We start from the raw sequence: 21,955 nt of genomic DNA on the forward strand, positions 1-21,955 counted from the left end.
CACCGCATCTTCCGATGCCCTGTGCACCACCGAGGTCCGGAGCGCGCGCCATGCCGGTCACCGCAGCAGCACCCCACACCCACTGGAGTCCCGACTTCGACGCGCTGCGCCGTCAGGACCCGGAGCTGGCGGGCCTGGTGCTCGCCGAGATCGAGCGGCAGTCCACGGGCCTCCAGCTGATCGCCGCCGAGAACTTCACCTCGCCCGCCGTCCTCGCGGCCCTCGGCTCCCCGCTCGCCAACAAGTACGCCGAGGGCTATCCCGGCGCCCGCCACCACGGCGGCTGCGAGCTGGTCGACCTCGCCGAGCGCATCGCCGTCGACCGCGCCAAGGCCCTCTTCGGCGCCGCGCACGCCAACGTCCAGCCCCACTCCGGCTCCGCCGCGGTGCTCGCCGCCTACGCCGCCCTGCTGCGGCCGGGCGACAAGGTGCTGGCCATGGGCCTGCGGCACGGCGGGCACCTCACACACGGCTCGCCCGCGAACTTCTCCGGCCGCTGGTTCGACTTCACCGGCTACGGCGTGCGCCGCGACACCGGCCTGATCGACTACGACGAGGTCCGGGCGCTGGCGCGCGAGCACCGGCCCAGGGCGATCGTCTGCGGCTCGATCTCGTATCCGCGCCACCCCGACTACGCGGCCTTCCGGGAGATCGCCGACGAGACGGGCGCCCACCTGATCGTGGACGCCGCCCACCCCATCGGCCTGGTCGCCGGGGGAGCGGCGCCGAACCCCGTGCCGTACGCCGACGTGGTGTGCGCGACCACCCACAAGGTGCTGCGCGGCCCCCGCGGCGGCCTGATCCTCTGCCGCGCCGAGCTCGCGGGCCGGGTCGACCGCGCGGTCTTCCCCTTCTCCCAGGGCGGCGCGCAGATGCACACCGTCGCGGCGAAGGCGGTGGCCTTCGGGGAGGCGGCGACGCCGGCCTTCACCGCGTACACCCATCAGGTGGTGGCCAACGCCCGCGCCCTTGCCGCCGTCCTGGCCGCTGAGGGCCTCGCTGTGACCACGGGCGGCACCGACACGCACATCATCACCGCCGATGTCTCCGGGCTCGCTCAGGAGGCCGCCACGGCCCGCGGCAGGCTCGCGTCCGCCGGCATCGTCCTGGACGTCTGCGGGCTGCCCCACGGCACGGCGCACGGCCTGCGGCTGGGCACCGCGGCCGTGACGACGCAGGGCATGCGGGAGCCGGAGATGGCCCGGATCGGCGCGCTGATCGGGGCGGCGCTGCGGGGCGCGGGGCCGGGCGGGGGCCTGCGCGGGGAGGTCGCCCGGCTCGCGGGGAGCTTCCCGCTCTACGCTCCTTATCCCGCGCACATCTGACGGCTGCAACCATCGCGGGTGGCCGTACGTCTACAGCTGTATTCACGGATCGGGGGCGGACCCGAATATGGTGTGGGGCTGTGATGTCCAGCGCGACCTCTGGGGCAGCCCGTGCGTGAATACCTGCTGACGCTGTGCGTCACCGCGGCAGTCACCTATCTGCTGACGGGACCGGTGCGGAAGTTCGCGATCGTGGCCGGCGCGATGCCGGAGATCCGCGCGCGCGACGTGCACCGGGAACCGACGCCGCGGCTCGGCGGTATCGCGATGTTCGGCGGCCTGTGCGCGGGCCTGCTGGTGGCGGCCCACCTGTCGAACCTGGGCAAGGTCTTCGAGCTGCACAGCGAGCCGCGGGCGCTGCTGTCCGGCGCCGGGCTGATCTGGATCCTCGGCGTGCTGGACGACAAGTGGGGCGTGGACGCCCTGGTCAAGCTGGGCGGGCAGATGATCGCCGCCGGTGTGATGGTGCTCCAGGGCCTGACGATCCTGTGGATCCCGGTGCCCGGCGTGGGCACGGTCGGGCTCACCCCCATGCAGGGCACGCTGCTGACGGTCGCCCTCGTGGTCATCACCATCAACGCGGTCAATTTCGTCGACGGCCTGGACGGCCTGGCCTCCGGAATGGTGTGCATCGCCGCCGCCGCGTTCTTCCTCTACGCCTACCGCCTGTGGTTCGGCCACAACGTGGAGGCGGCCGCGCCCGCGACGCTGTTCGCCGCGATCCTGATGGGCATGTGCCTGGGATTCCTCCCGCACAATATGCACCCTGCACGTATCTTTATGGGTGATTCGGGCTCGATGCTCATCGGGCTCGTGCTCGCCGCGGGCGCCATCTCCATCACCGGCCAGGTCGACCCCGATGTGCTCAATGCGTTCACGGGCGGTTCGGAGCGTGCGGTCGTGCACGCCACGGTGCCGGTCTACATCCCGCTGCTGCTGCCGCTGACGGTGATCGCGGTGCCGGTGGCGGATCTGCTGCTCGCCATCGTGCGGCGCACCTGGAACGGGCAGTCGCCGTTCGCCGCGGACCGCGGCCACCTGCACCACCGGCTGCTGGAAATCGGCCATTCGCACAGCCGTGCGGTATTGATCATGTATTTCTGGTCGGGGCTCATCGCCTTCGGCACGGTCGCCTATTCCGTGCACTCGGCCAGCACCTGGATCCTGCTGCTGATCGTCGCGCTGAGCGCGGCCGGACTCGTCCTCCTGCTGCTGCCGCGCTTCAAGCCGCGCGCCCCCCGCTGGGCCGAGGCGTTCGTGCCGCCGCGCTACCGCCGCCGCAAGGTGACCGCCGCGGAGCCGGAGGCGGCCGGTGCGGAGGCGGCCGGGGCGGAGCCGGCGGCGGAGGCCGTGCCGGCCGATGCGGAACCCGTGGAGGAAGGGGCGGGGCGCGAGCCCGTGCCGGCCGGGGTGCACGGGGCCACGGCCATCGGCGACCGCTCGCGCTTCGCGCACGCCCGGAGGATCAGCAGCAACCGCTGAGCCCATCCGGAGGCATCCATTCCGGGGGTCGGGAGAAGCATCCGGGCGAAAATGCGAGCCGGTGTCTCTATCAGAGATCTTTCGGCTCGTCAGCGCTATGACCAGCGACGTGACCCTTGCGTGTGACGTCGGGCACACGATGTAGGTAAAGACCTCATCAAATAGTTTGTGATACCGTTCACGAAACCCGGTGCTGGAGCCGAAGGACCGTAGTGCGGCGGTCCTCCGTCGCAAGTCACGAGCATTTCCGGGGATACGCTCGTCCACGACGAATCGTTGCTTCCGACCTCATCGCCGGAGAAACCCTTCATGCAGTCCAACGACGCCCGAACACTCTTCCAGTGCGCCGTCCCGACCGCCGTGGCCGGCATCGTCGCCGCCGCCGTGAGCGGTGTGCTCGCCGGCGGCAAGGGTGCGGTCGGCGCCGTCGTCGGCACCCTCGTGGCGGGCGGCGTGATGGCCTTGGGCCTGTTCGTTCTCCAGCGCACGGCGAAGTCCTTCCCGCACTTGTTCCAGGCCATGGGTCTGGTGCTCTACGTGACGCAGTTCCTGATCTCCGCGGTCGTTCTCGCGGTCTTCCGGGACACGTCGCTGTTCAACACCCGGGCGTTCGCCTTCGCGCTGCTCGGCGCGGTCCTCGTGTGGACTGCCGCGCAGACCCGGGCGTATCTGAAGGCCAAGATCCTTTATGTCGATCCGGAATCCGCCGAGGCGAAGAAGTCCGCGCCCGCCGGGTCTCCGACGTGACCGGTAGGGCCGCGATAAAGGTGCCGACGCTCACCTGCTATCGTCCGGTGCCATCTGAGGCACAGTGGGCGCAGGCAGCTGAACACCCGAGTTTCCCGGGACGGAATCGGCAGTCCATGCAGCTGATGCCCGCGACCGGCCCCGCGCCGATCACCCGCCCCCCCATCCGCAAGACCAGTCCAGTGCCGTTCCGCGGCTGTGCGCCGCGCCGACACAACGAGGTTGCCGTACCTATGCGCCACGCTGAAGGAGCTCGCGGTGAGTGCTGACCAGATGCTCGCCTTCGAGACCGATTGCCACATCTTCGATGGGTGCGGCTTCCCAGCCCCGGGCCTCCACTCGTTCCTGTTCGAGCCGCTCTTCACCGTCGGCGGCATCGAGTTCAACAAGCCCATGCTGCTGGCCGTGCTGACCACGGTCATCGTCATCGGCTTCTTCTGGGCGGCCTTCGGCCGGGCCAAGGTGGTCCCCGGCAAGCTGCAGATGGTCGGTGAGGCGGGCTACGACTTCGTGCGCCGCGGCATCGTCTACGACTCGCTCGGCAAGAAGGAGGGCGAGAAGTACGTCCCCTTCATGGTCTCGCTGTTCTTCTTCGTCTGGATCATGAACCTCTGGTCGATCATTCCGGTCGCCCAGTTCCCGGTGACGTCGATCATCGCCTTCCCGGCGGCGCTCGCCCTGATCGTCTACGTCCTGTGGATGTACCTGACGTTCAAGAAGCACGGTTTCGTCGGCGGCCTGAAGAACATCGTCGGCTACGACAAGTCGCTCGGCCCGATCCTCCCGCTCGCCGTGGTCCTCGAGTTCTTCTCGAACGTGATCATCCGGCCCTTCACCCACGCGGTGCGGCTCTTCGCCAACATGTTCGCCGGTCACCTGCTGATCCTGATGTTCACCATCGCCAGCTGGTACCTGCTGAACGGGATCGGCATCGCCTACGCCGGCGTCTCCTTCGTGATGACCGTCGTGATGACCGCCTTCGAGCTGTTCATCCAGGCCGTCCAGGCGTACGTCTTCGTGCTGCTGGCCACCAACTACGTCCAGGGCGCGCTCGCAGAGCACCACTGAGCACCCCCGCTCCCCAGACCAACAGTCGTCCGGTGGCCAACCCCCACCGGTCCGTGAAAGAGAAGGAAGAACGAGCATGTCTGCTGCTCTCCAGACCATCGCCGCTGGTGTCGAGATCAAGGGCAACCTCGGCTCGATCGGCTACGGCCTCGCCGCGATCGGCCCCGGCGTCGGCGTCGGCATCGTCTTCGGTAACGGCACCCAGGCCCTGGCCCGCCAGCCCGAGGCCGCCGGCCTGATCCGCGCCAACCAGATCCTCGGCTTCGCCTTCTGTGAGGCGCTCGCCCTGATCGGTCTGGTCATGCCGTTCGTCTACCCGTCCGCCTGATCACAGCCTGACGACCACTGTTTTCGACGGAAGGCATTGATGTGAATCCCCTGGCAGTCCTGGCGAGCGAGGGGGAGCTGGAAAGCCCGCTCCTGCCCCCGCTCCCAGAGCTCGTCATCGGCCTGATCGCCTTCGCCATCGTCTTCATCTTCCTCGGCAAGAAGCTCCTCCCGAAGATCAACTCGACTCTGGACGAGCGCCGCGAGGCCATCGAAGGCGGCATGGAGAAGGCCGAGGCCGCCCAGGCCGAGGCGCAGCAGGTGCTCGAGGACTACCGGGCCCAGCTCGCCGACGCCCGCCATGAGGCCGCCCGCATGCGCCAGGAGGCGCAGGAGCAGGGTGCGTCGATGATCGCAGAGATGCGGTCCGAGGGTGAGCGTCAGCGCGAGGAGATCATCGCTGCCGGTCACGCCCAGATCGAGGCCGACCGCAAGGCCGCTTCGGCCTCGCTCCGCCAGGACGTGGGCAAGCTCGCCGGCGACCTGGCCGGCCGGATCGTCGGTGAGTCCCTCGCCGACGCGGCCCGGCAGAGCCGGACCATCGACCGCTTCCTCGACGACCTCGAGGCCAAGGCGGCGGCCGGTGCGACGAAGGCAGAGGCGAACCGATGAGCGGAGCGAGCCGGGAGGCACAGGCCTCCGCACGTGAGCGCCTCGACGCGCTGGCGGACAACACCGCCGTGGACGCGGTGAAGCTCGCCGAGGACCTCGCCGCGGTCACCTCGCTGCTGGACCGCGAGGTGTCGCTGCGCCGGGTCCTGACCGACCCCGCCCAGCCGGGCGAGGCCAAGTCCCAGCTGGCCGGGCGTCTGCTCGGCGGCCAGGTGGGCGGCGAGTGCGCCGACCTGGTCTCCGGGATGGTCCGTTCCCGCTGGTCGCGCTCGCGCGACCTGGTGGACGCGATCGAGGAGCTGGCCTCCGGCGCCGAGTTCATCGCCGCCGAGCGCGCCGGTGTCCTGGACGACGTCGAGGACGAGCTGTTCCGCTTCGGCCGCATCGTCGCCTCCAGCTCCGAGCTGCGGGCCGCGCTGACGGACAAGGTCGCGAACCGCTCGGCCAAGGCCGCGCTGGTGCGGGAGCTGCTGGGGGGCCGGGCCAATCCGGTCACCGAGCGTCTTGTCGTCCGTCTTGTGGCACAGCCGCGGGGCCGTAGCCTGGAGGCGGGGCTCAACGCCCTCTCCAAGCTGGCCGCGGACCGCCGGGACCGTGTGGTCGCAGTGGTCACGTCCGCGGTGCCGATGAGCGACGCCCAGAAGCAGCGCCTCGGCGACGCGCTCGCCAAGCTGTACGGGCGCCGTGTCCACCTCAACCTGGACATCGACCCCGAGCTCATCGGTGGTGTGCAGGTGCGGATCGGCGACGAGGTCATCAACGGCAGCATCGCGGACCGTCTCGCCGAGGCGGACCGGCGGATGGCCGGCTGACAGCCACCAACTCAAGAGCATGACTGACGGCCCGAGTTGGGCCGACGGTGTCCTCCGGGGGCCCGCAGCACCGCTGCGGAACCCAGCCTCCGGAGAAGAAATACTTCGGGCCCAACAAGGAGAGCAGGGAACCCAGATGGCGGAGCTCACGATCCGGCCGGAGGAGATCCGGGACGCGCTGGAGAACTTTGTCCAGGCGTACAAGCCGGACGCGGCCTCGCGCGAGGAGGTCGGTACGGTCAGCGTTGCCGGCGACGGCATCGCTAAGGTCGAGGGCCTTCCCTCGGCCATGGCGAACGAGCTGCTGCGGTTCGAGGACGGAACCCTCGGTCTCGCCCTCAACCTCGAGGAGCGCGAGATCGGTGCGGTCGTCCTCGGCGAGTTCAGCGGCATCGAGGAGGGCCAGCCGGTGCAGCGCACCGGTGAGGTGCTCTCCGTCGCGGTCGGCGAGGGCTACCTCGGCCGCGTCGTCGACCCGCTGGGCAACCCGATCGACGGCCTCGGCGAGATCGCGACCGAGGGCCGGCGCGCCCTTGAGCTGCAGGCCCCCACGGTCATGCAGCGCAAGTCGGTCCACGAGCCGATGGAGACCGGCTACAAGGCCGTCGACGCGATGACCCCGGTCGGCCGCGGCCAGCGTCAGCTGATCATCGGTGACCGCCAGACCGGCAAGACCGCGCTGGCCGTCGACACGATCATCAACCAGCGCGACAACTGGCGCACCGGCGACCCGAAGAAGCAGGTCCGCTGCATCTACGTCGCCATCGGCCAGAAGGGCTCGACCATCGCCTCCGTGCGCGCCGCGCTGGAGGAGGCCGGTGCGCTGGAGTACACGACGATCGTCGCGGCCCCCGCGTCCGACCCGGCGGGCTTCAAGTTCCTCGCCCCCTACACCGGCTCGGCCATCGGTCAGCACTGGATGTACCAGGGCAAGCACGTCCTGATCGTCTTCGACGACCTGTCGAAGCAGGCCGACGCCTACCGCGCCGTGTCCCTGCTGCTGCGCCGCCCGCCGGGCCGTGAGGCCTACCCGGGTGACGTCTTCTACCTGCACTCGCGTCTGCTGGAGCGCTGCGCCAAGCTCTCCGACGACATGGGCTCCGGTTCCATGACCGGTCTGCCGATCGTCGAGACCAAGGCCAACGACGTCTCGGCGTTCATCCCGACCAACGTCATCTCCATCACCGACGGCCAGTGCTTCCTGGAGTCCGACCTGTTCAACGCCGGCCAGCGCCCGGCCCTGAACGTCGGTATCTCGGTCTCCCGAGTCGGTGGCTCCGCCCAGCACAAGGCCATGAAGCAGGTCTCCGGCCGGCTCCGCGTGGACCTCGCCCAGTTCCGTGAGCTGGAGGCGTTCGCCGCCTTCGGTTCCGACCTGGACGCCGCGTCGAAGGCCTCGCTGGAGCGCGGCAAGCGCATGGTCGAGCTGCTGAAGCAGGCCCAGTACGCCCCGTACTCCACCGAGGACCAGGTCGTCTCCATCTGGGCCGGCACCACCGGCAAGATGGACGAGGTCCCGGTCGAGGACATCCGCCGCTTCGAGCGCGAGCTGCTGGACTACCTGCACCGCGAGCACAAGGGTCTGATGACCAGCATCGTCGAGGGCGGCAAGATGTCCGACGACACGCTGCAGGCCGTGGGCGACGCGATCGCGTCCTTCAAGCAGCAGTTCGAGACCTCGGACGGCAAGCTGCTGGGCGAGGGCTGAGCATGGGTGCCCAGCTCCGGGTCTACAAGAGGCGGATCAAGTCCGTCTCCGCGACCAAGAAGATCACCAAGGCGATGGAGATGATCGCCGCCTCGCGCATCGTCAAGGCACAGCGCCAGGTGGCCGCATCGACTCCGTACGCCAGTGAGCTCACCCGGGCAGTGACCGCGGTTGCCACCGGCTCCACCACCAAGCACGCCCTGACCACCGAGGCGGAGAACCCGGTCCGGGCCGCGGTGCTGCTCGTCACGAGCGACCGCGGTCTGGCCGGCGGCTACTCCTCCAACGCCATCAAGGCGGCGGAGCGGCTCACCGAGCGGCTCAAGGCCGAGGGCAAGGACGTCGTCACGTACATCGTCGGCCGCAAGGGCGTCGCGTACTACGGCTTCCGCGAGCGTCCGGTGGCGGAGTCCTGGACCGGCTTCACCGACAGCCCGGCCTACGCCGATGCCAAGCGCATCGCGGGGCCGCTGATCGAGGCCGTCCAGCGGGACACTGCCGAGGGCGGCGTGGACGAGCTGCACGTCGTCTTCACCGAGTTCGTCTCGATGATGACGCAGACGCCGGCCGACAAGCGCCTGCTGCCGCTGAGCCTGGAGAAGGCTCCCGCGGAGCAGGAGGCTGCTGCGACTGCCACGCCCGGCCGGATCCTGCCGCTGTTCGACTTCGAGCCGTCGGCCGAAGGGGTCCTCGACGCACTGCTGCCGCGGTACGTGGAGTCCCGGATCTACAACGCGCTGCTGCAGGCAGCGGCTTCCGAGCACGCCGCCCGTCGTCGTGCGATGAAGTCCGCCACCGACAACGCAGAAGAGCTCATCAAGTCGCTCTCGCGGCTTGCCAATGCGGCCCGACAGGCCGAAATCACCCAGGAAATCAGCGAGATCGTCGGTGGCGCCAGCGCTCTGGCCGACGCGACCGCGGGGAGTGACAACTAATGACGACCACTGTTGAGACGGCCGCCGCCACGGGCCGCGTCGCGCGGGTCATCGGCCCCGTCGTCGACGTGGAGTTCCCCGTCGACGCGATGCCGGAGATCTACAACGCTCTGCACGTCGAGGTCGACGACCCGGCCGAGGAGGGCGCTCGCAAGACGCTGACCCTCGAGGTCGCCCAGCACCTGGGCGAGGGCCTGGTCCGCGCGATCTCCATGCAGCCCACCGACGGTCTGGTCCGCCAGGCCGCGGTGGCCGACACGGGCAAGGGCATCACCGTCCCGGTCGGCGACGTCACCAAGGGCAAGGTGTTCAACACCCTGGGCCAGGTCCTCAACGAGGACCCGTCCACGGTCGCCGACGCCGAGCGCTGGACGATCCACCGCAAGGCCCCGGCCTTCGACCAGCTCGAGTCCAAGACCGAGATGTTCGAGACCGGCCTGAAGGTCGTCGACCTGCTGACCCCGTACGTCAAGGGCGGCAAGATCGGTCTGTTCGGTGGTGCCGGTGTCGGCAAGACCGTGCTGATCCAGGAAATGATCATGCGTGTGGCGAAGCTGCACGAGGGCGTTTCCGTCTTCGCCGGTGTCGGTGAGCGCACCCGTGAGGGCAACGACCTCATGGTCGAGATGGAGGAGGCCGGCGTTCTCGACAAGACCGCGCTGGTCTTCGGCCAGATGGACGAGCCCCCGGGCACCCGTCTGCGCGTGGCCCTGGCCGGTCTGACCATGGCGGAGTACTTCCGCGATGTGCAGAAGCAGGACGTGCTGTTCTTCATCGACAACATCTTCCGCTTCACCCAGGCCGGTTCCGAGGTCTCCACCCTGCTGGGCCGCATGCCCTCCGCGGTGGGTTACCAGCCGAACCTCGCGGACGAGATGGGCATCCTGCAGGAGCGCATCACCTCGACCCGTGGTCACTCGATCACCTCGATGCAGGCGATCTACGTCCCCGCGGACGACCTGACCGACCCGGCCCCGGCGACGACCTTCGCCCACCTGGACGCCACGACCGTTCTGTCGCGTCCGATCTCGGAGAAGGGCATCTACCCGGCGGTCGACCCGCTGGACTCGACGTCCCGCATCCTGGACCCGCGCTACATCGCGCAGGAGCACTACGACGCCGCCATGCGCGTCAAGGGGATCCTGCAGAAGTACAAGGACCTCCAGGACATCATCGCGATCCTCGGTATCGACGAGCTCGGCGAGGAGGACAAGCTCGTTGTCCACCGCGCCCGTCGTGTCGAGCGCTTCCTGTCGCAGAACACCCACGCGGCGAAGCAGTTCACCGGTGTCGACGGCTCCGACGTCCCGCTGGACGAGTCCATCGCGGCGTTCAACGCCATCTGCGACGGTGAGTACGACCACTTCCCCGAGCAGGCCTTCTTCATGTGCGGTGGTCTCGAGGACCTGAAGAAGAACGCCAAGGAGCTGGGCGTCTCCTGAGCCCCGTGCTCGTCAGCTGCCGGGGGCGGGGCGCTCCCGCCCCCGGCAGCCACGTCCCCTATTCTTTGACCCAACACCTGCCGTGCCCGGCAGGTGAAGACCCGAGGAGCCACGTTGGCTGCTGAGCTGCACGTCGAGCTGGTCGCGGCGGACCGAAGCGTCTGGTCCGGCGAGGCCACTCTGGTCATCGCGCGTACCACATCGGGTGACATCGGCGTCATGCCCGGCCACCAGCCGCTGCTCGGTGTGCTGGAGTCCGGCCCGGTGACCATCAGGACCGCCGACGGCAATGTCGTCGCCGCGGTGCACGGTGGGTTCATCTCGTTCGCGGACGACAAGCTCTCGCTGCTCGCCGAGATCGCGGAGCTTGCCGACGAGATCGACGTCAAGCGTGCGGAGCGGGCGCTCGAGCGCGCCAAGTCGGCGGCGGACGCCGCCGCCGAGCGGCGCGCCGACGTCCGGCTGCGTGCGGTCGCGGGCGTTCATTAGCCCACGGCCCACTGAGTTCGTCCCTCAGCCGCGGACCGCACTGGAACACTCCAGGGCGGTCCGCGGCTGAGGCAATACAAGCCCGTTGCTCTAGATGTTGCGAGGAGGTCGGTGGAGATGGTCCTCGCTCTGCTCGTGAGCGGCGTCGTCGTCCTGCTGGTGCTGGTGGGGCTCTTCGTCTTCGGGCTGCGGAGGCGCCTGATCCAGCGCTCCGGCGGTACGTTCGACTGCAGTCTGCGCTGGAACGTCCCGGAGAAGGACGCCACACCGGACGGCAAGGGCTGGGTGTACGGCGTCGCCCGCTACAACAGTGACCGGATCGAGTGGTTCCGGGTCTTCTCGTACGCGCCGCGGCCCCGGAGGCTGCTGGAGCGCGCCTCCATCGAGGTGCTGGAGCGGCGCTCCCCGCAGGGGGACGAGGAGCTCGCGCTGCTGTCCGACGCGGTCGTGCTGATCTGTGTGCACCAGGGGACGCGCTTGGAGCTGGCGATGAGCGAGGACGCTCTCACCGGGTTCCTGGCCTGGCTGGAGGCGGCGCCTCCGGGGCAGCGGGTCAACGTGGCTTGACGTGGTGCGGCCTCGAACGCCAGTGGCGTTCGAGGCCGCTCTGCGCTTACCGGAGACCGTTGTCGACCGCGGTCATCAGCGTTCCGCTGTCGCCCGACATCTCCCAGATCATCACGCCGCCCAGGCCCTTCGGCTTGAGCCAGGCCGTCTTCTTGCCGATCGACCAGACGTCGTCGAACGTCCACCACTGCCCGTTGTTGCCGGTGTAGCCGTACGTGGCGACCGACTGCTCGTCGTGGTGGACGGTGAGGCCCGCGACGGACGCGATCAGGTTGTCGTAGCCGCGCGTCCCCGCCTCCTCCGGGAACTGGCCCGGGGCCGCCCCGTTCGCCGTCTGCCAGACGCCCCGCTCGCCGCCGTCGGCGACCTGCTGCCAGCCGCGCCCGTAGAACGCCAGCCCGAGCACGACCTTCTTCGGGTCGACCCCGGCGTCGAGGTAGGCCTGGACGGTCTTCTCGACGCTGAACTTCGTCGTGTACGGGTCCTTGGCGTCCTGGTAGAGGTTCCCCTGGTGGCCGGTGCGGCCGGGCTCCCAGCTGTTGTCGCTGCCGGAGCCGTGGAAGTCGTAGCCCTGGACGTTGGCGAAGTCCATGTAGTCGAAGACGCTGGGCGTGCCGTCCTTGGTGGTGATGTCCCAGCCGGCCTCGATCTTCGCCGGGTCTGCCGGGGTGAAGGCCGTGAGCAGGTACTTCCTGCCCGTCGTCGCGCTCAGCGCGTCGAGCTGCCGGCGGAACTCGGCGAACAGCAGGGTGTTGTTGGCCTTGTCGTCCTTGGAGACGTGGTTGCCGGCGTGGCCCTCGGATCCGGGCCACTCCCAGTCGATGTCGAAGCCGTCGAAGATCCCGGCGGCGACGCCGGGGCCGCCGCGACCGTTGGTCACCGGCAGGTCGCCCTTGATGTACATGTCGATGCAGGACTTGACGAACTTCTGCCGGGAGGCGTCCGTCCTGGCGACGTCCGAGAAGTACTTGCTGTAGGTCCAGCCGCCGAGGGACATATTGATCTTGAGGCCGGGGTGCTTGGCCTTGAGCTTCTTCAGCTGGTTGAAGTTGCCGGCCAGCTTCTGGTCCCAGGTGTCGCCGACGCCGTCGACGGACTCGCCGGCGCCGAAGCCCTTCTCGTAGTCGGCCCAGGCGTCGCCCGCGCCGTCGCCCTGGCTGGGGTCCTGGGGGTTGGGGGTGGTGGCCTTGGTGACCCCATTGAGACAGGTGAGGTCGGTGGGGTGGATGTTGGAGAAGGAGTAGTTGATGTGGGTGAGCTTGGCGGCGGCGCCCGTGGTCTCCAGTGACTTCACGGTGTAGCCGCGGCCGTAGATGCCCCACTGCACGAAGTAGCCGACCTTGGCGTATCCGGCGCCGGGCTGCGGCTGACCGCCGCCCGTGGTGCGCACGGTCAGCGGCGCGCTGGCCTTGCCGGTCTGGCCCGCGGAGTCCCGGGCGACGACGGTGTAGGTGTAGTCGGTGCCCGCGGTGAGGCCGGTGTCGGTGTGGGCGAGCTTGCCGACCGTGGCGACCTTCACGGTGCCGCGGTAGACGTCGTAGTCCTTGATGCCCTTGTCGTCCGTGGCGGCGGGCCACTTGAGGGCGACGGAGGTGTCGGTGACCGCGGTCGCCTGCGGGGTGCCGGGGGCGGAGGGCGGCTTGTCGGTGCCGCCGCCGCTGCTCGTGCGGAGCGTGGCGGGCGGGCTCGCCGGGCCGGTCTGGCCGGCCGAGTCGCGGGCGACGACCTTGTACGTGTAGTCGGTGCCGGCGCTGAGGCCGGTGTCGGTGAAGGCGGTGCCGGAGACCGTGCCGACGACGCCGTCGCCGCGGTAGACGTCGTAGTTCTTGACGGCCTTGTCGTCCGTGGCGGCGGCCCACGTCAGCGCGATGCTGTCGGCCGTGACACCGGTGGAGGAGGGCTGCCCGGGGGCGCTCGGCGGGGTGTCCGCGGAGGATCCGTCGCAGGGCCCGCCGTCGAGCCGGCAGCTCGTGGGGGCGCCGTCACCGGAGCCGACGAAGCCGAAGGTGACGCTCGCGCCGGGGGCGATGGCGCCGTTGTACTCGCGGTTCTTGGCGGTGTAGTGGGAGCCCGAGCTCGTGAGCAGGGCGTCCCAGTAGGCGTCGACCGTGGTGGTGGAGGGGAAGTCCCACTCGACGGTCCAGGCGGTGATGGCCGTGGTGCCGGTGTTCTTGACCGTCCACTCCGCCTGGAAGCCCGTTCCCCAGTCGGAGGTCTTGGCGAATGACGCCGTCGCGGACGGCGCCGCGTGGGCCGGGGCGGCCACCAGGCCGACGAGCGCGGTGGCGGGCAGTGCGAGCGTGGCCAGGGCGGCCACCGCTCTTCGTAAGGTGCGGCCGATGCTTCCTGAGGTTCCTGTGCTCAAGGGGGTGCTCCTCGGAGAGAGGTGCGGACAGGTGGGGGGTGCACAGCTGCTCGGGGAGCGTAAGAAGGTCCGTACCAATGGTCAAGAGGACTGGACCAATCCCAACTCCCGGGCCAGCACCGCCGCTTGCACCCTGCTGCGCAGCTCCAGCTTGTTCAGCAACCTGCTGACGTGCGTCTTCACCGTCGCCTCCGCCATCCCCAGACGGCCCGCGATCTCCGCGTTCGACAGCCCCTCGCCCAGCGCCGCCAGCACCTCGCGCTCGCGGCGGGTCAGCGACCCCAGCGCCGCGGGCTCCTCGGCGCCCGGCATCCGGCCCCGCGCCGGGCGCGCGAACTCCGCGATCAGGCGGCGCGTCACCGCCGGCGAGATCAGCCCCTCCCCGGCCGCCACCGTCCGCACCGCCGCGATCAGACCGGCGGCGTCGCTGTCCTTGAGCAGGAAGCCCGCCGCGCCCGCGCGCAGCGCCCCGAAGACGTACTCGTCCAGGTCGAACGTGGTCAGCACCAGGACGTCGGCGAGCTGCTCCGCGACCACCTGCCGGGTCGCCGACACCCCGTCCAGGCGCGGCATCTGCACGTCCATCAGCACCAGGTCCGGGCGCAGTTCGCGGGCCAGCCGGACGGCCTCCTCGCCGTCCGCCGCCTCCCCGACGACCTCGACGCCCGGCGCCGAGCGCAGGATCAGCACCAGCCCGGAGCGTACGGACGCCTGGTCCTCGGCGACCAGGACGCGGATCGCGGGGGCGTCCGCGGGGGGTGTGGTGGTCACGCTGTTCCTTCCTCCGGTACGGGCAGCACCGCCCGCACGCGCCAGCACTTGCCGTCCGGGCCCGCCACCGGGCCCGCTTCGAACTCCCCGTCCAGCAGGGCCACCCGCTCGCCCATGCCGACCAGCCCCGCCCCGGCGCCCGGCGCCCGCGGCCCCGGATCCGCGCCGTAGGCGCTCGTCACCTCCACCGCCAGCCACCTGCGGCCCTCGCGCGCCAGACGCACCGTCACCTCGCCCGGCGCCGCGTGCTTGACCGCGTTGGTCAGCGACTCCTGGACGATGCGGTACGCCGCGAGCTCGGTCGGCGCCGGGAGCGGAACCGGGCCCCGCCCGTCGTCCAGGACGAAGCGGAAGCGGTCGTCGCGGACGGCCTTGCGAGCGTGGGCGAGGAGCGCGTCCACGCCGTCGAGGCGGGGCGTGGCCGCGGGCTCCTCCTCACCGCCCGTCTGCCGCAGCAGCCCGATGAGCCGGCGCATCTCGGCCAGGCCCTGCACACTGTTCTCCCGGATCACGGTGAGCGCCTCCTCCGACGCCTTCGCCTCCCCGATCGACAGCGCCGCCGTGGAGTGGATCGCGATCGCCGACAGGTGGCCCGCGACCATGTCGTGCAGCTCGCGCGCCATCCGGGCGCGCTCGGCGCCCACGGCCTCGCGGCGGTCCATCTCCGCCAGCAGCGCCGTCCGCTCGGCCTCCAGCCGGGCCGCACGCGCGGCGTCGCGGTGCCGGCGGATGCCCGCCCCGGTCCAGGCCGGCGCGACGATCAGCACCCCGAAGCCGAAGCCGATCAGCAGCGCCTCCGGCTCGCGGATCAGCGCCACGGCCAGCAGCGTCCCCAGCACGGTCAGCACCTCGGCGATGCGGGGGATGCGCCAGGCGACGGACGGCCGGCCGTAGAGCACCGCCGCGTAGACGACGTCCGTGTACATCGCGATCGTCGCGACGAGCGAGCCCGTGCAGATGTCCAGGGCGAGCGTGAGCGTGCCGACGGCGAGCGCCGTCAGCGGGGCGCTGCGCCGCAGCAGCTCGGCGCCGCACATGACGCCCAGCGCGACCAGCGACAGCCAGCCGGGCAGAGCGGCCAGCGGCGGGTTGTTGTGCAGCCCGAGGAACCACAGCGCCAGGCCGCCCAGCAGGCCTGCGGCCGCGATCAGGACGGCGTCGCGGTCGGGGCGGCGGGGCAGGCGGACGGGCATGCGTACATCACAGCATGCGGCGGGGGCCGCGGGGACGCGCCGCGGGAGGGTGCGGCGGGGCGCGCACTACATCGAAGGATGCAGTGGCAAATCGTCGCGCCCGACGATGAAATCGCTGGTCACGGCCGGGATTCTGAAAGGGAGGGAAGGGAGAGAACCGTGATCGTCACGCTGATCGTCGTCTGCGAGGTCGGCTTCTGGGTGCTGCTGGCCGGTGGCCTGAGCCTGCGGTACCTGGCGAAGATGCCGCGGGCGGGGGTCGCCGTGCTGCTGCTGGAGCCCGTACTGGAGCTGGTCCTGCTCGTCGCCACCGCGGTCGACCTGAAGAACGGCGCGGAGGCCGACTGGAAGCACGGCCTGGCCGCCGTCTACATCGGCTACTCCGTCGGCCTCGGCCACGCCACGATCAAGTGGGTCGACGCCCGCTTCGCGCACCGCTTCGCGGGCGGCCCGCCGCCGGTGAAGCCGCCGAAGTACGGCACGGCCCGCACCGTCCACGAGTGGAAGACCGCCGCCCGCTGGATCCTGTCCTGCGCGGTCGCCCTCGGCCTGCTGCAGGCGGCGGTCTGGTACGTCGGGGACGCGGGTGACATCAGCTCGCTGCGGGCGTGGCAGACGAAGGCGCTCATCGTGGCCGGAATCAACCTGGCCATCGCGGCGAGCTACACGCTCTGGCCGAAGCAGGCGCCGGCGGCGGAGGAACTGAAGCGCTGACGCCTCGGCCCTACCGGTTCTCGCCGGGGACCCAGAGGATGTCCCCGACCTCCTTGTTCGCCGTCCTCGCCAAGATGAACAGCAGGTCCGAGAGGCGGTTCAGGTAGGTGGCCGTCAGGGGGTTCATGATGTCCGCGTGGAGTTCCATCGCCGCCCAGGTGGAGCGCTCCGCGCGGCGCACGACCGTGCAGGCCTGGTGCAGCAGCGCCGCCCCCGGCGTCCCGCCCGGCAGGATGAAGCTGCGGAGCTTCTCCAGGTCCTCCAGGAAGCGGTCGCAGTCCGCCTCCAGCTTGTCGATGTAGGACTGCTCCACCCGCAGCGGCGGGTACTTGGGGTTCTCGGCGACGGGCGTGGCCAGGTCGGCGCCCACGTCGAAGAGGTCGTTCTGGATGCGGACGAGCACCTTCACGATCTCCTCGGGCAGCCGCCCGAGCGCGATCGCCACCCCGATCGCGGCGTTGGCCTCGTTGGCGTCGGCGTAGGCGGCGATGCGGGTGTCGGTCTTCACGGTGCGGCTCATGTCGCCGAGGGCGGTGGTGCCCGTATCACCGGTGCGGGTGTAAATGCGCGTCAGGTTGACCATGGGTACGAGCCTAGCCACGCGGCGCGGGCCTGCCGAGGCCGACGCGCACCGCGCCACCCCTGTGACGCCTGAGGCTGGAGGGGCCCAACTGCACTGTGAGGACCGGCCAGTGGCCGTCTCGATGTGATGTCCGTCATGTGGGACGTGACGCGCATCTCTTACCGCCCAACCGCGCCGCGACGGGCGCTAAGGTCCGGCCGAGAGAGTGCGTTGAGAACAGCTATGTGCACAGGGAGTAAGGGGACAGCCGTGGCCAAGAAGCTCGCCGTCATCGGGGCCGGACTGATGGGGTCCGGGATCGCGCAGGTCTCCGCCCAGGCCGGGTGGGACGTCGTGCTGCGGGACGTCACCGACGCGGCGCTGCAGCGCGGCACGGACGGCATCAAGGCCTCGTACGACAAGTTCGTCTCCAAGGGCAAGCTGGAAGCCGCCGCGGCCGAGGCGGCCCTCGCCCGCATCACCACCACGACGGACCTGGACGCGGCCGCCGATGCGGACATCGTCGTCGAAGCCGTCTTCGAGGACATCGGCACCAAGCGGGACATCTTCCGCGCCCTGGACGGCCTGGTGAAGGACGAGACGGTCCTCGCCTCCAACACCTCCGCCATCCCGATCACCAAGATCGCGGCGGCCACGCGGCGCCCCGAGCGCGTCGTCGGCGCGCACTTCTTCTCGCCGGTGCCGATGATGCAGCTGTGCGAGCTGGTCCGCGGCTACAAGACCAGCGACGAGACGCTGGCCAAGGCCCGTGAGTTCGCCGAGGGCGTCGGCAAGACCTGCATCGTCGTCAACCGCGACGTCGCCGGCTTCGTCACCACCCGGCTGATCTCGGCCCTCGTCGTCGAGGCCGCCAAGCTGTACGAGTCCGGCGTGGCCACCGCCGAGGACATCGACATCGCCTGCAAGCTGGGCTTCGGCCACGCGATGGGCCCGCTGGCCACGGCCGACCTGACCGGCATCGACATCCTGATGCACGCCACGGGGAACATCTACACCGAGTGCCAGGACGAGAAGTTCGCGCCGCCGGAGATCATGCGCCGCATGGTGGACGCGGGTGACCTGGGCCGTAAGAGCGGTCAGGGCTTTTATCAGCACTGAATCGGCTCCGGCCGGGTAACCGATACCTAATTCACCCTCCAGGGTGAATTAGGTATCGGTTCGCCAACAGGCGGCAACCTTGTCGTGTGAGAGGCAGTCAGTTCTTTGTAACCACAGAGCCTTGAGAACCGCACGGGGCTGCAGAGCCGCACCGTCATCACGCACCATCGGGCATCATCGGGCATCACTCCGGGAGCGCATATGCACATCAGGGGCGACCACGCCGAACTGGTCGTCGGGGGCCGCCTCGACGTTCGCAGCGCGGCGGACGCCCGTACGGTCCTGCACTCCGCCCTCGACTCCGGCCGCGGTGACCTCGTCCTCGACCTCACCGAGCTGGACTCCTGGGACGCCACCGGCCTCGGCGTCATCATGGGCGCCCACCGCCGCGCCGGCCGCTCCGGCCGCCGCCTGGTCCTGCGCGGCGTGCCCGACCGGATGCAGCGGCTGCTCGTCGCCACCCGGCTGCACCGCATCCTCGCCATCGAGGGCGGAATCGGCGTCGAGGCGGGCGAGTCCCTCCCTCGCGTGTGAACGGAGTTGCCATTGAGGCACCCGCGTCCGCATGCGTCCCCTTCTTTCCGATTCTCATGAGACTGTGACATGCCCCGGGCAGCGGGGCCCCCGCCGCTTCATGGATACTGTGCCCAGGTCTGAGGTTCGGTTTTCCCGCCGCGAAAGGCCGCATAACAGAGCCCACGGCGGGCACCGATGAAGCGCCGGCCGGTATGCCCGGCCGAGGGTTGAGGAGTGCGGCAGGCCGGAAGGGCAGGACGGCACGCCACGCATTTGGGGGGCTTTCACCATGGACCCGACGAACCGACCCGAGGAATTCGGCGAGGGCGCACACGAGTCCGCGGAGGGCGGCGGCCCGCGCGACCTCCCGGGCGCCGAGGCCGGGGAGCAGGCCCCAGGGCTCGCCCGCGTCGTCCGGCTCGTCGCCGGCGACTACGCCCTCACCGTCAACCCCGTCGACGGCAGCGAGATCGAGCCCTGCCTGCCCGCCGAGGTGCCCCCGCACCCCGGCAGACACACCCCCGAGGAGCGGGCCGAGCTGCTCCGCGCTGCCGCGCCCCCGCCGCCCGCCCGCCAGGCCGGCCCCGAGCTGCCCCTGCTGCACCGCCAGGAGGAGCGCGAGCGCCTCTCCCGGCTGCTCTCGCGCGGCCGCTCCGTCCGGCTGACGGGCCCCTCGGGCTCCGGCCGCAGCGCCCTGCTGGACGCCGTCGCCGACGACTGCGCCCGCCTCGCACCCGACGGCGTCGTGCGTCTCACCGGCCACCACCGCACCGTCACCGACGTCCTGTACGACCTCTTCGCCGCCGTCCACCACGCGCCGCTGCACCGCCCCGACCGGGCCGGGCTGCTCTCCCTCGTCCGCGAGATCGGCGCCGTCGTCGTCCTGGACGACCTCGAATTCGGCGGCGCCGCGCTGGACGAGCTCCTCGACGCCACCCCCGAGTGCGCCTTCCTCTTCGCGGCCACCCCCGGCATCGCCGCGCCCTCTGCCGACTCGCACGTCGAAGAGGTCTTCCTCGGAGGCCTCGACCGCACCGCCTGCCTGGAGCTCCTGGAGCTCTGCGTCGACCGGCCGCTGACGGACGAGGAGGCCGACTGGGCGGCGGACCTGTGGTTCGAGTCCGAGGGCCTGCCGCTGCGCTTCGTCCAGGCCGGCGCGCTGCTGCGGCTGGGGGCCGCCCCGGGCGACATCCGGGGGAGGGACGCCGTCGGTGCCGACCCCGCCGCCGCCGACGAGTTCGGCGTCTTCGCCGAGCGGCCCTACGTGGCCGCCGCCGAAGCCGAGGCCGAGGCGGGTGCTGCACAGGGCGTGCCGCTGCCCCCGCTCGCCGAGGCGTCCCGCCCGGCCGTGCCGCTCGCCTCCCGCCTGGACGACGCCGCCCGCGAGACCCTGCGCTTCGCCGTCGCCCTCGGCGGCGAGGTCCCGCACCAGGCCCACCTGCCCGCGCTCGTCGGCGACACCCACGCCGACGCGGCCGTCGGCGAGCTGCTCGCCGTCGGTCTGATCACCGCTGTCGCCGGGCACTACCGGCTCGCCGCGGGCGTCGCCGACCAGCTCACCGCCGAGGGTTACGGCGCGGGCGCGGCCGAGCGCGCCCACTCCGCCGCCCAGCACTACGCCTGGTGGGCGGGCCACCCCTCCGTCGCGCCCGAGCGGGCCGCCGCCGAGGCCGACGCGATCCTCGCCGCGCTCGCGGCCCTCGCGGCCGACGGCGATCCCGGGCGCCGCGCCGCGGCCGTCCAGCTCGCCCGCACCGCGGCGCCCGCCTTCGCCGCCGCCCTGCACTGGAGCGCCTGGGAGCGCGTCCTGCGCTACGGGCAGGAGGCCGCCCGGCGTGCCGGAGAGGTCGGCGAAGAGGCCTATTTCCATCACGAGTTGGGTGTGCTGGCGCTGTGCACCGGCAATCTGCAGCGGGCCCGCGCCGAGCTCGAGGCGTCCGTCGGTATGCGCGGCGTGATGGCGGACAAGCGCGGCGCCATAGCGGGCCGCCGGGCGCTCGCGCTGGTCGCCGACCGCTCCGGGTTCGCGGCGGGCGGCCCTGCGGGTGGCCCGCACGCAGCCGCAGCCGGGCCCGGCGCCGGCGGTGCCGCCCCGGTGCCGCCCGTGCCGCAGCCGTCCGTGTCCCGGCCCGCAGGCGGGCCCGCGGGCCGTACGCCCGCGGGCGAGGAGATCCCGGCCGCCCGCAGCGAGCAGTCCGCCGTACCGCCCTCCGTGCCGTCCGCCGCCGCCCCGGCGGCCCCCGGCGGCGACCCGGACCAGGTCGCCACGACGGTCATCGCCCGCCTCGCGGCCGAGCGCGCCCAGCGGCAGCGGGGCTCCGCGCGGCAGCCGTGGGCCCGGAAGATGATGATGGGCGGCGCCCGGCGCAACCTCGTCGCGGCCGGTGCGGGCGCCCTGCTCGCCGCCGTCCTCGGCACGGTCGTCACCCTGGGGGTGACCTCCGACGGTCAGGACGGAAAGTCGCCCGAACGGGTGAAGCCGGGCCAGTCCGCGTCCCAGCAGGACGGTGACAACAGCCTCACCGCCGACCAGCGGGGCCCGGGTGAGGCCGGGCACGCCCAGGTGCCGGGCAAGTCGGGGAAGCCGAACCACTCGCCCGGCGCGGGCAGCTCCGGCTCGGCCTCGCCGGGCGCCTCCGGCAGTACGTCGCCGAGCGGCGCCCCGAGCGGCAGCGGCGAGCCGTCGGGCCGGCCCTCCTCGGGCGGGTCGTCGCCGAGCCCGTCGCGCTCGCAGGGCGGCGGCAAGCCCTCGCAGTCGCCGTCCCCGAGCCGGAGCAGCAGCGGCGGCACCGAGCCGTCGTCGAAGCCCCCGTCCTCGCCGTCCTCGCCCTCCCAGCCGTCCTCGCCGGCCGGCGGCGGGTCGAGCTCGGCGAGCGGCCCCGCCGGCGGCAGCAGCCAGTCGGCCGCGAGCGGCCCATCGGGCAGCAAGCCGGCCGACGGCAGCGTCAGCCCGTCAACATCGGGCGCCTGACCACGGCCCCGCCCCGGGCGGGGGGTGCGTGCCGGTCCGGGCAGGGGTCGTGCCCGTCCCGGGCATGGAGCACGGCCGTGCCCCAGGCGGAGGGATGCGTGCCCATCCGGGCCCGGGTCGTACCCGTCCCGGGCGGGGGATGTGAGCTCGTCCGGACGGGGAAATGCCCGCCCCAGGCGTGGAGCACGGACCCGCCCCGCGCGGGGAAATGCAAGCCGGCCCGGGGAAGC

The 21,955-nt window shown here is 71.2% G+C and carries 20 protein-coding genes; 16 read left to right on the forward strand and 4 right to left on the reverse strand.

All coding sequences use genetic code 11. The features are described from left to right. The first annotated feature begins 50 nt into the window (after positions 1 to 50). The 12 genes from FGW37_RS22310 to FGW37_RS22365 all read left to right on the forward strand — a co-directional run bounded on the left by FGW37_RS22310 (position 51) and on the right by FGW37_RS22365 (position 11,514). Positions 51 to 1,325, forward strand: coding sequence for a serine hydroxymethyltransferase (locus FGW37_RS22310; protein ID WP_179082671.1), 1,275 nt, complete (start codon positions 51 to 53; stop codon positions 1,323 to 1,325). Between the two features lie 111 nt (positions 1,326 to 1,436). Then, positions 1,437 to 2,807 carry an MraY family glycosyltransferase gene (locus tag FGW37_RS22315; protein ID WP_246430502.1) on the forward strand — a complete coding sequence of 457 codons (1,371 nt, stop codon included), beginning with the start codon at positions 1,437 to 1,439 and terminating at the stop codon, positions 2,805 to 2,807. Positions 2,808 to 3,116: 309 nt separating this feature from the next. Beyond that, positions 3,117 to 3,554 (forward strand): Cg1360 family ATP-synthase-associated protein, encoded by a 438-nt coding sequence (locus tag FGW37_RS22320; RefSeq protein WP_179082672.1) that lies wholly within the window; start codon positions 3,117 to 3,119, stop codon positions 3,552 to 3,554. Positions 3,555 to 3,812: 258 nt separating this feature from the next. Beyond that, the gene (gene atpB, locus FGW37_RS22325) at positions 3,813 to 4,622 is read left to right on the forward strand and encodes a F0F1 ATP synthase subunit A (RefSeq protein WP_246430503.1); all 810 of its coding nucleotides are present in this window, start codon (positions 3,813 to 3,815) and stop codon (positions 4,620 to 4,622) included. A gap of 76 nt (positions 4,623 to 4,698) precedes the next feature. After that, on the forward strand, positions 4,699 to 4,950 hold the full coding sequence (atpE, locus tag FGW37_RS22330; protein WP_087926250.1) for an ATP synthase F0 subunit C: 252 nt from the start codon (positions 4,699 to 4,701) through the stop codon (positions 4,948 to 4,950). A 41-nt stretch (positions 4,951 to 4,991) separates the two neighbouring features. Then, complete coding sequence (locus FGW37_RS22335) at positions 4,992 to 5,561, forward strand: F0F1 ATP synthase subunit B (RefSeq protein WP_179082673.1); 570 nt, start codon at positions 4,992 to 4,994, stop codon at positions 5,559 to 5,561. After that, on the forward strand, positions 5,558 to 6,373 hold the full coding sequence (locus tag FGW37_RS22340; RefSeq protein ID WP_179082674.1) for a F0F1 ATP synthase subunit delta: 816 nt from the start codon (positions 5,558 to 5,560) through the stop codon (positions 6,371 to 6,373). The genes FGW37_RS22335 and FGW37_RS22340 overlap by 4 nt, the downstream gene beginning before the upstream one ends. Positions 6,374 to 6,509: 136 nt before the next feature. Next, complete coding sequence (gene atpA, locus FGW37_RS22345; RefSeq protein ID WP_179082675.1) at positions 6,510 to 8,081, forward strand: F0F1 ATP synthase subunit alpha; 1,572 nt, start codon at positions 6,510 to 6,512, stop codon at positions 8,079 to 8,081. A 2-nt stretch (positions 8,082 to 8,083) separates the two neighbouring features. Then, positions 8,084 to 9,016: a F0F1 ATP synthase subunit gamma gene (locus FGW37_RS22350; protein ID WP_179082676.1), complete on the forward strand. Its 933-nt coding sequence runs from the start codon at positions 8,084 to 8,086 to the stop codon at positions 9,014 to 9,016. Then, positions 9,016 to 10,458, forward strand: a complete 1,443-nt coding sequence (gene atpD / locus FGW37_RS22355) for a F0F1 ATP synthase subunit beta (RefSeq protein ID WP_179082677.1) — start codon at positions 9,016 to 9,018, stop codon at positions 10,456 to 10,458. Before FGW37_RS22350 ends, atpD begins: the two co-directional genes overlap by 1 nt. Before the next feature lie 114 nt (positions 10,459 to 10,572). After that, the gene (locus FGW37_RS22360; RefSeq protein ID WP_058046298.1) at positions 10,573 to 10,947 is read left to right on the forward strand and encodes a F0F1 ATP synthase subunit epsilon; all 375 of its coding nucleotides are present in this window, start codon (positions 10,573 to 10,575) and stop codon (positions 10,945 to 10,947) included. A 117-nt stretch (positions 10,948 to 11,064) separates the two neighbouring features. Continuing rightward, entirely contained in the window at positions 11,065 to 11,514 is a 450-nt protein-coding gene (locus FGW37_RS22365; RefSeq protein ID WP_179082678.1) for a DUF2550 domain-containing protein, read from the forward strand. A 46-nt stretch (positions 11,515 to 11,560) separates the two neighbouring features. Here FGW37_RS22365 and FGW37_RS22370 read toward each other — a convergent pair whose 3' ends face one another. The 3 genes from FGW37_RS22370 to FGW37_RS22380 form a co-directional block, all read right to left on the reverse strand. Next, positions 11,561 to 13,879, reverse strand: a complete 2,319-nt coding sequence (locus FGW37_RS22370) for a glycoside hydrolase family 18 chitinase (RefSeq protein ID WP_179082679.1) — start codon at positions 13,877 to 13,879, stop codon at positions 11,561 to 11,563. Between the two features lie 81 nt (positions 13,880 to 13,960). Then, positions 13,961 to 14,650 carry a response regulator gene (locus tag FGW37_RS22375; protein ID WP_246430504.1) on the reverse strand — a complete coding sequence of 230 codons (690 nt, stop codon included), beginning with the start codon at positions 14,648 to 14,650 and terminating at the stop codon, positions 13,961 to 13,963. Then, entirely contained in the window at positions 14,647 to 15,843 is a 1,197-nt protein-coding gene (locus FGW37_RS22380; protein WP_179082680.1) for a sensor histidine kinase, read from the reverse strand. The genes FGW37_RS22375 and FGW37_RS22380 overlap by 4 nt, the downstream gene beginning before the upstream one ends. 159 nt (positions 15,844 to 16,002) lie before the next feature. On the opposite strand from FGW37_RS22380, the gene FGW37_RS22385 reads away from it, so the two are divergent. Then, entirely contained in the window at positions 16,003 to 16,557 is a 555-nt protein-coding gene (locus tag FGW37_RS22385; protein WP_179082681.1) for a hypothetical protein, read from the forward strand. A gap of 10 nt (positions 16,558 to 16,567) precedes the next feature. Here FGW37_RS22385 and FGW37_RS22390 read toward each other — a convergent pair whose 3' ends face one another. Continuing rightward, positions 16,568 to 17,140 (reverse strand): cob(I)yrinic acid a,c-diamide adenosyltransferase, encoded by a 573-nt coding sequence (locus tag FGW37_RS22390; protein WP_179082682.1) that lies wholly within the window; start codon positions 17,138 to 17,140, stop codon positions 16,568 to 16,570. 249 nt (positions 17,141 to 17,389) lie between these two features. Here FGW37_RS22390 and FGW37_RS22395 point away from each other — a divergent pair, with 249 nt between their 5' ends. The 3 genes from FGW37_RS22395 to FGW37_RS22405 all read left to right on the forward strand — a co-directional run bounded on the left by FGW37_RS22395 (position 17,390) and on the right by FGW37_RS22405 (position 21,725). Further along, entirely contained in the window at positions 17,390 to 18,238 is an 849-nt protein-coding gene (locus tag FGW37_RS22395; protein WP_179082683.1) for a 3-hydroxyacyl-CoA dehydrogenase family protein, read from the forward strand. A 201-nt stretch (positions 18,239 to 18,439) separates the two neighbouring features. Continuing rightward, positions 18,440 to 18,772, forward strand: a complete 333-nt coding sequence (locus tag FGW37_RS22400; protein ID WP_168095902.1) for an STAS domain-containing protein — start codon at positions 18,440 to 18,442, stop codon at positions 18,770 to 18,772. 271 nt (positions 18,773 to 19,043) lie between these two features. Continuing rightward, positions 19,044 to 21,725, forward strand: coding sequence for an ATP-binding protein (locus tag FGW37_RS22405; RefSeq protein ID WP_179082684.1), 2,682 nt, complete (start codon positions 19,044 to 19,046; stop codon positions 21,723 to 21,725). Positions 21,726 to 21,955: the final 230 nt, after the last annotated feature.

Source organism: Streptomyces rectiverticillatus, from assembly GCF_013394065.1.
GTDB lineage: Bacteria > Actinomycetota > Actinomycetes > Streptomycetales > Streptomycetaceae > Streptomyces > Streptomyces rectiverticillatus.

Coding starts and splice junctions, on each gene's coding strand:
- atpA (WP_179082675.1), top strand. CDS start 6,510: ATGGCGGAGCTCACGATCCGGCCGGAGGAGATCCGGGACGCGCTGGAG.
- atpE (WP_087926250.1), top strand. CDS start 4,699: ATGTCTGCTGCTCTCCAGACCATCGCCGCTGGTGTCGAGATCAAGGGC.
- FGW37_RS22365 (WP_179082678.1), top strand. CDS start 11,065: ATGGTCCTCGCTCTGCTCGTGAGCGGCGTCGTCGTCCTGCTGGTGCTG.
- FGW37_RS22320 (WP_179082672.1), top strand. CDS start 3,117: ATGCAGTCCAACGACGCCCGAACACTCTTCCAGTGCGCCGTCCCGACC.
- FGW37_RS22310 (WP_179082671.1), top strand. CDS start 51: ATGCCGGTCACCGCAGCAGCACCCCACACCCACTGGAGTCCCGACTTC.
- FGW37_RS22400 (WP_168095902.1), top strand. CDS start 18,440: ATGCACATCAGGGGCGACCACGCCGAACTGGTCGTCGGGGGCCGCCTC.
- FGW37_RS22390 (WP_179082682.1), bottom strand. CDS start 17,140: ATGGTCAACCTGACGCGCATTTACACCCGCACCGGTGATACGGGCACC.
- FGW37_RS22380 (WP_179082680.1), bottom strand. CDS start 15,843: ATGCCCGTCCGCCTGCCCCGCCGCCCCGACCGCGACGCCGTCCTGATC.
- FGW37_RS22350 (WP_179082676.1), top strand. CDS start 8,084: ATGGGTGCCCAGCTCCGGGTCTACAAGAGGCGGATCAAGTCCGTCTCC.
- FGW37_RS22340 (WP_179082674.1), top strand. CDS start 5,558: ATGAGCGGAGCGAGCCGGGAGGCACAGGCCTCCGCACGTGAGCGCCTC.
- FGW37_RS22405 (WP_179082684.1), top strand. CDS start 19,044: ATGGACCCGACGAACCGACCCGAGGAATTCGGCGAGGGCGCACACGAG.
- atpD (WP_179082677.1), top strand. CDS start 9,016: ATGACGACCACTGTTGAGACGGCCGCCGCCACGGGCCGCGTCGCGCGG.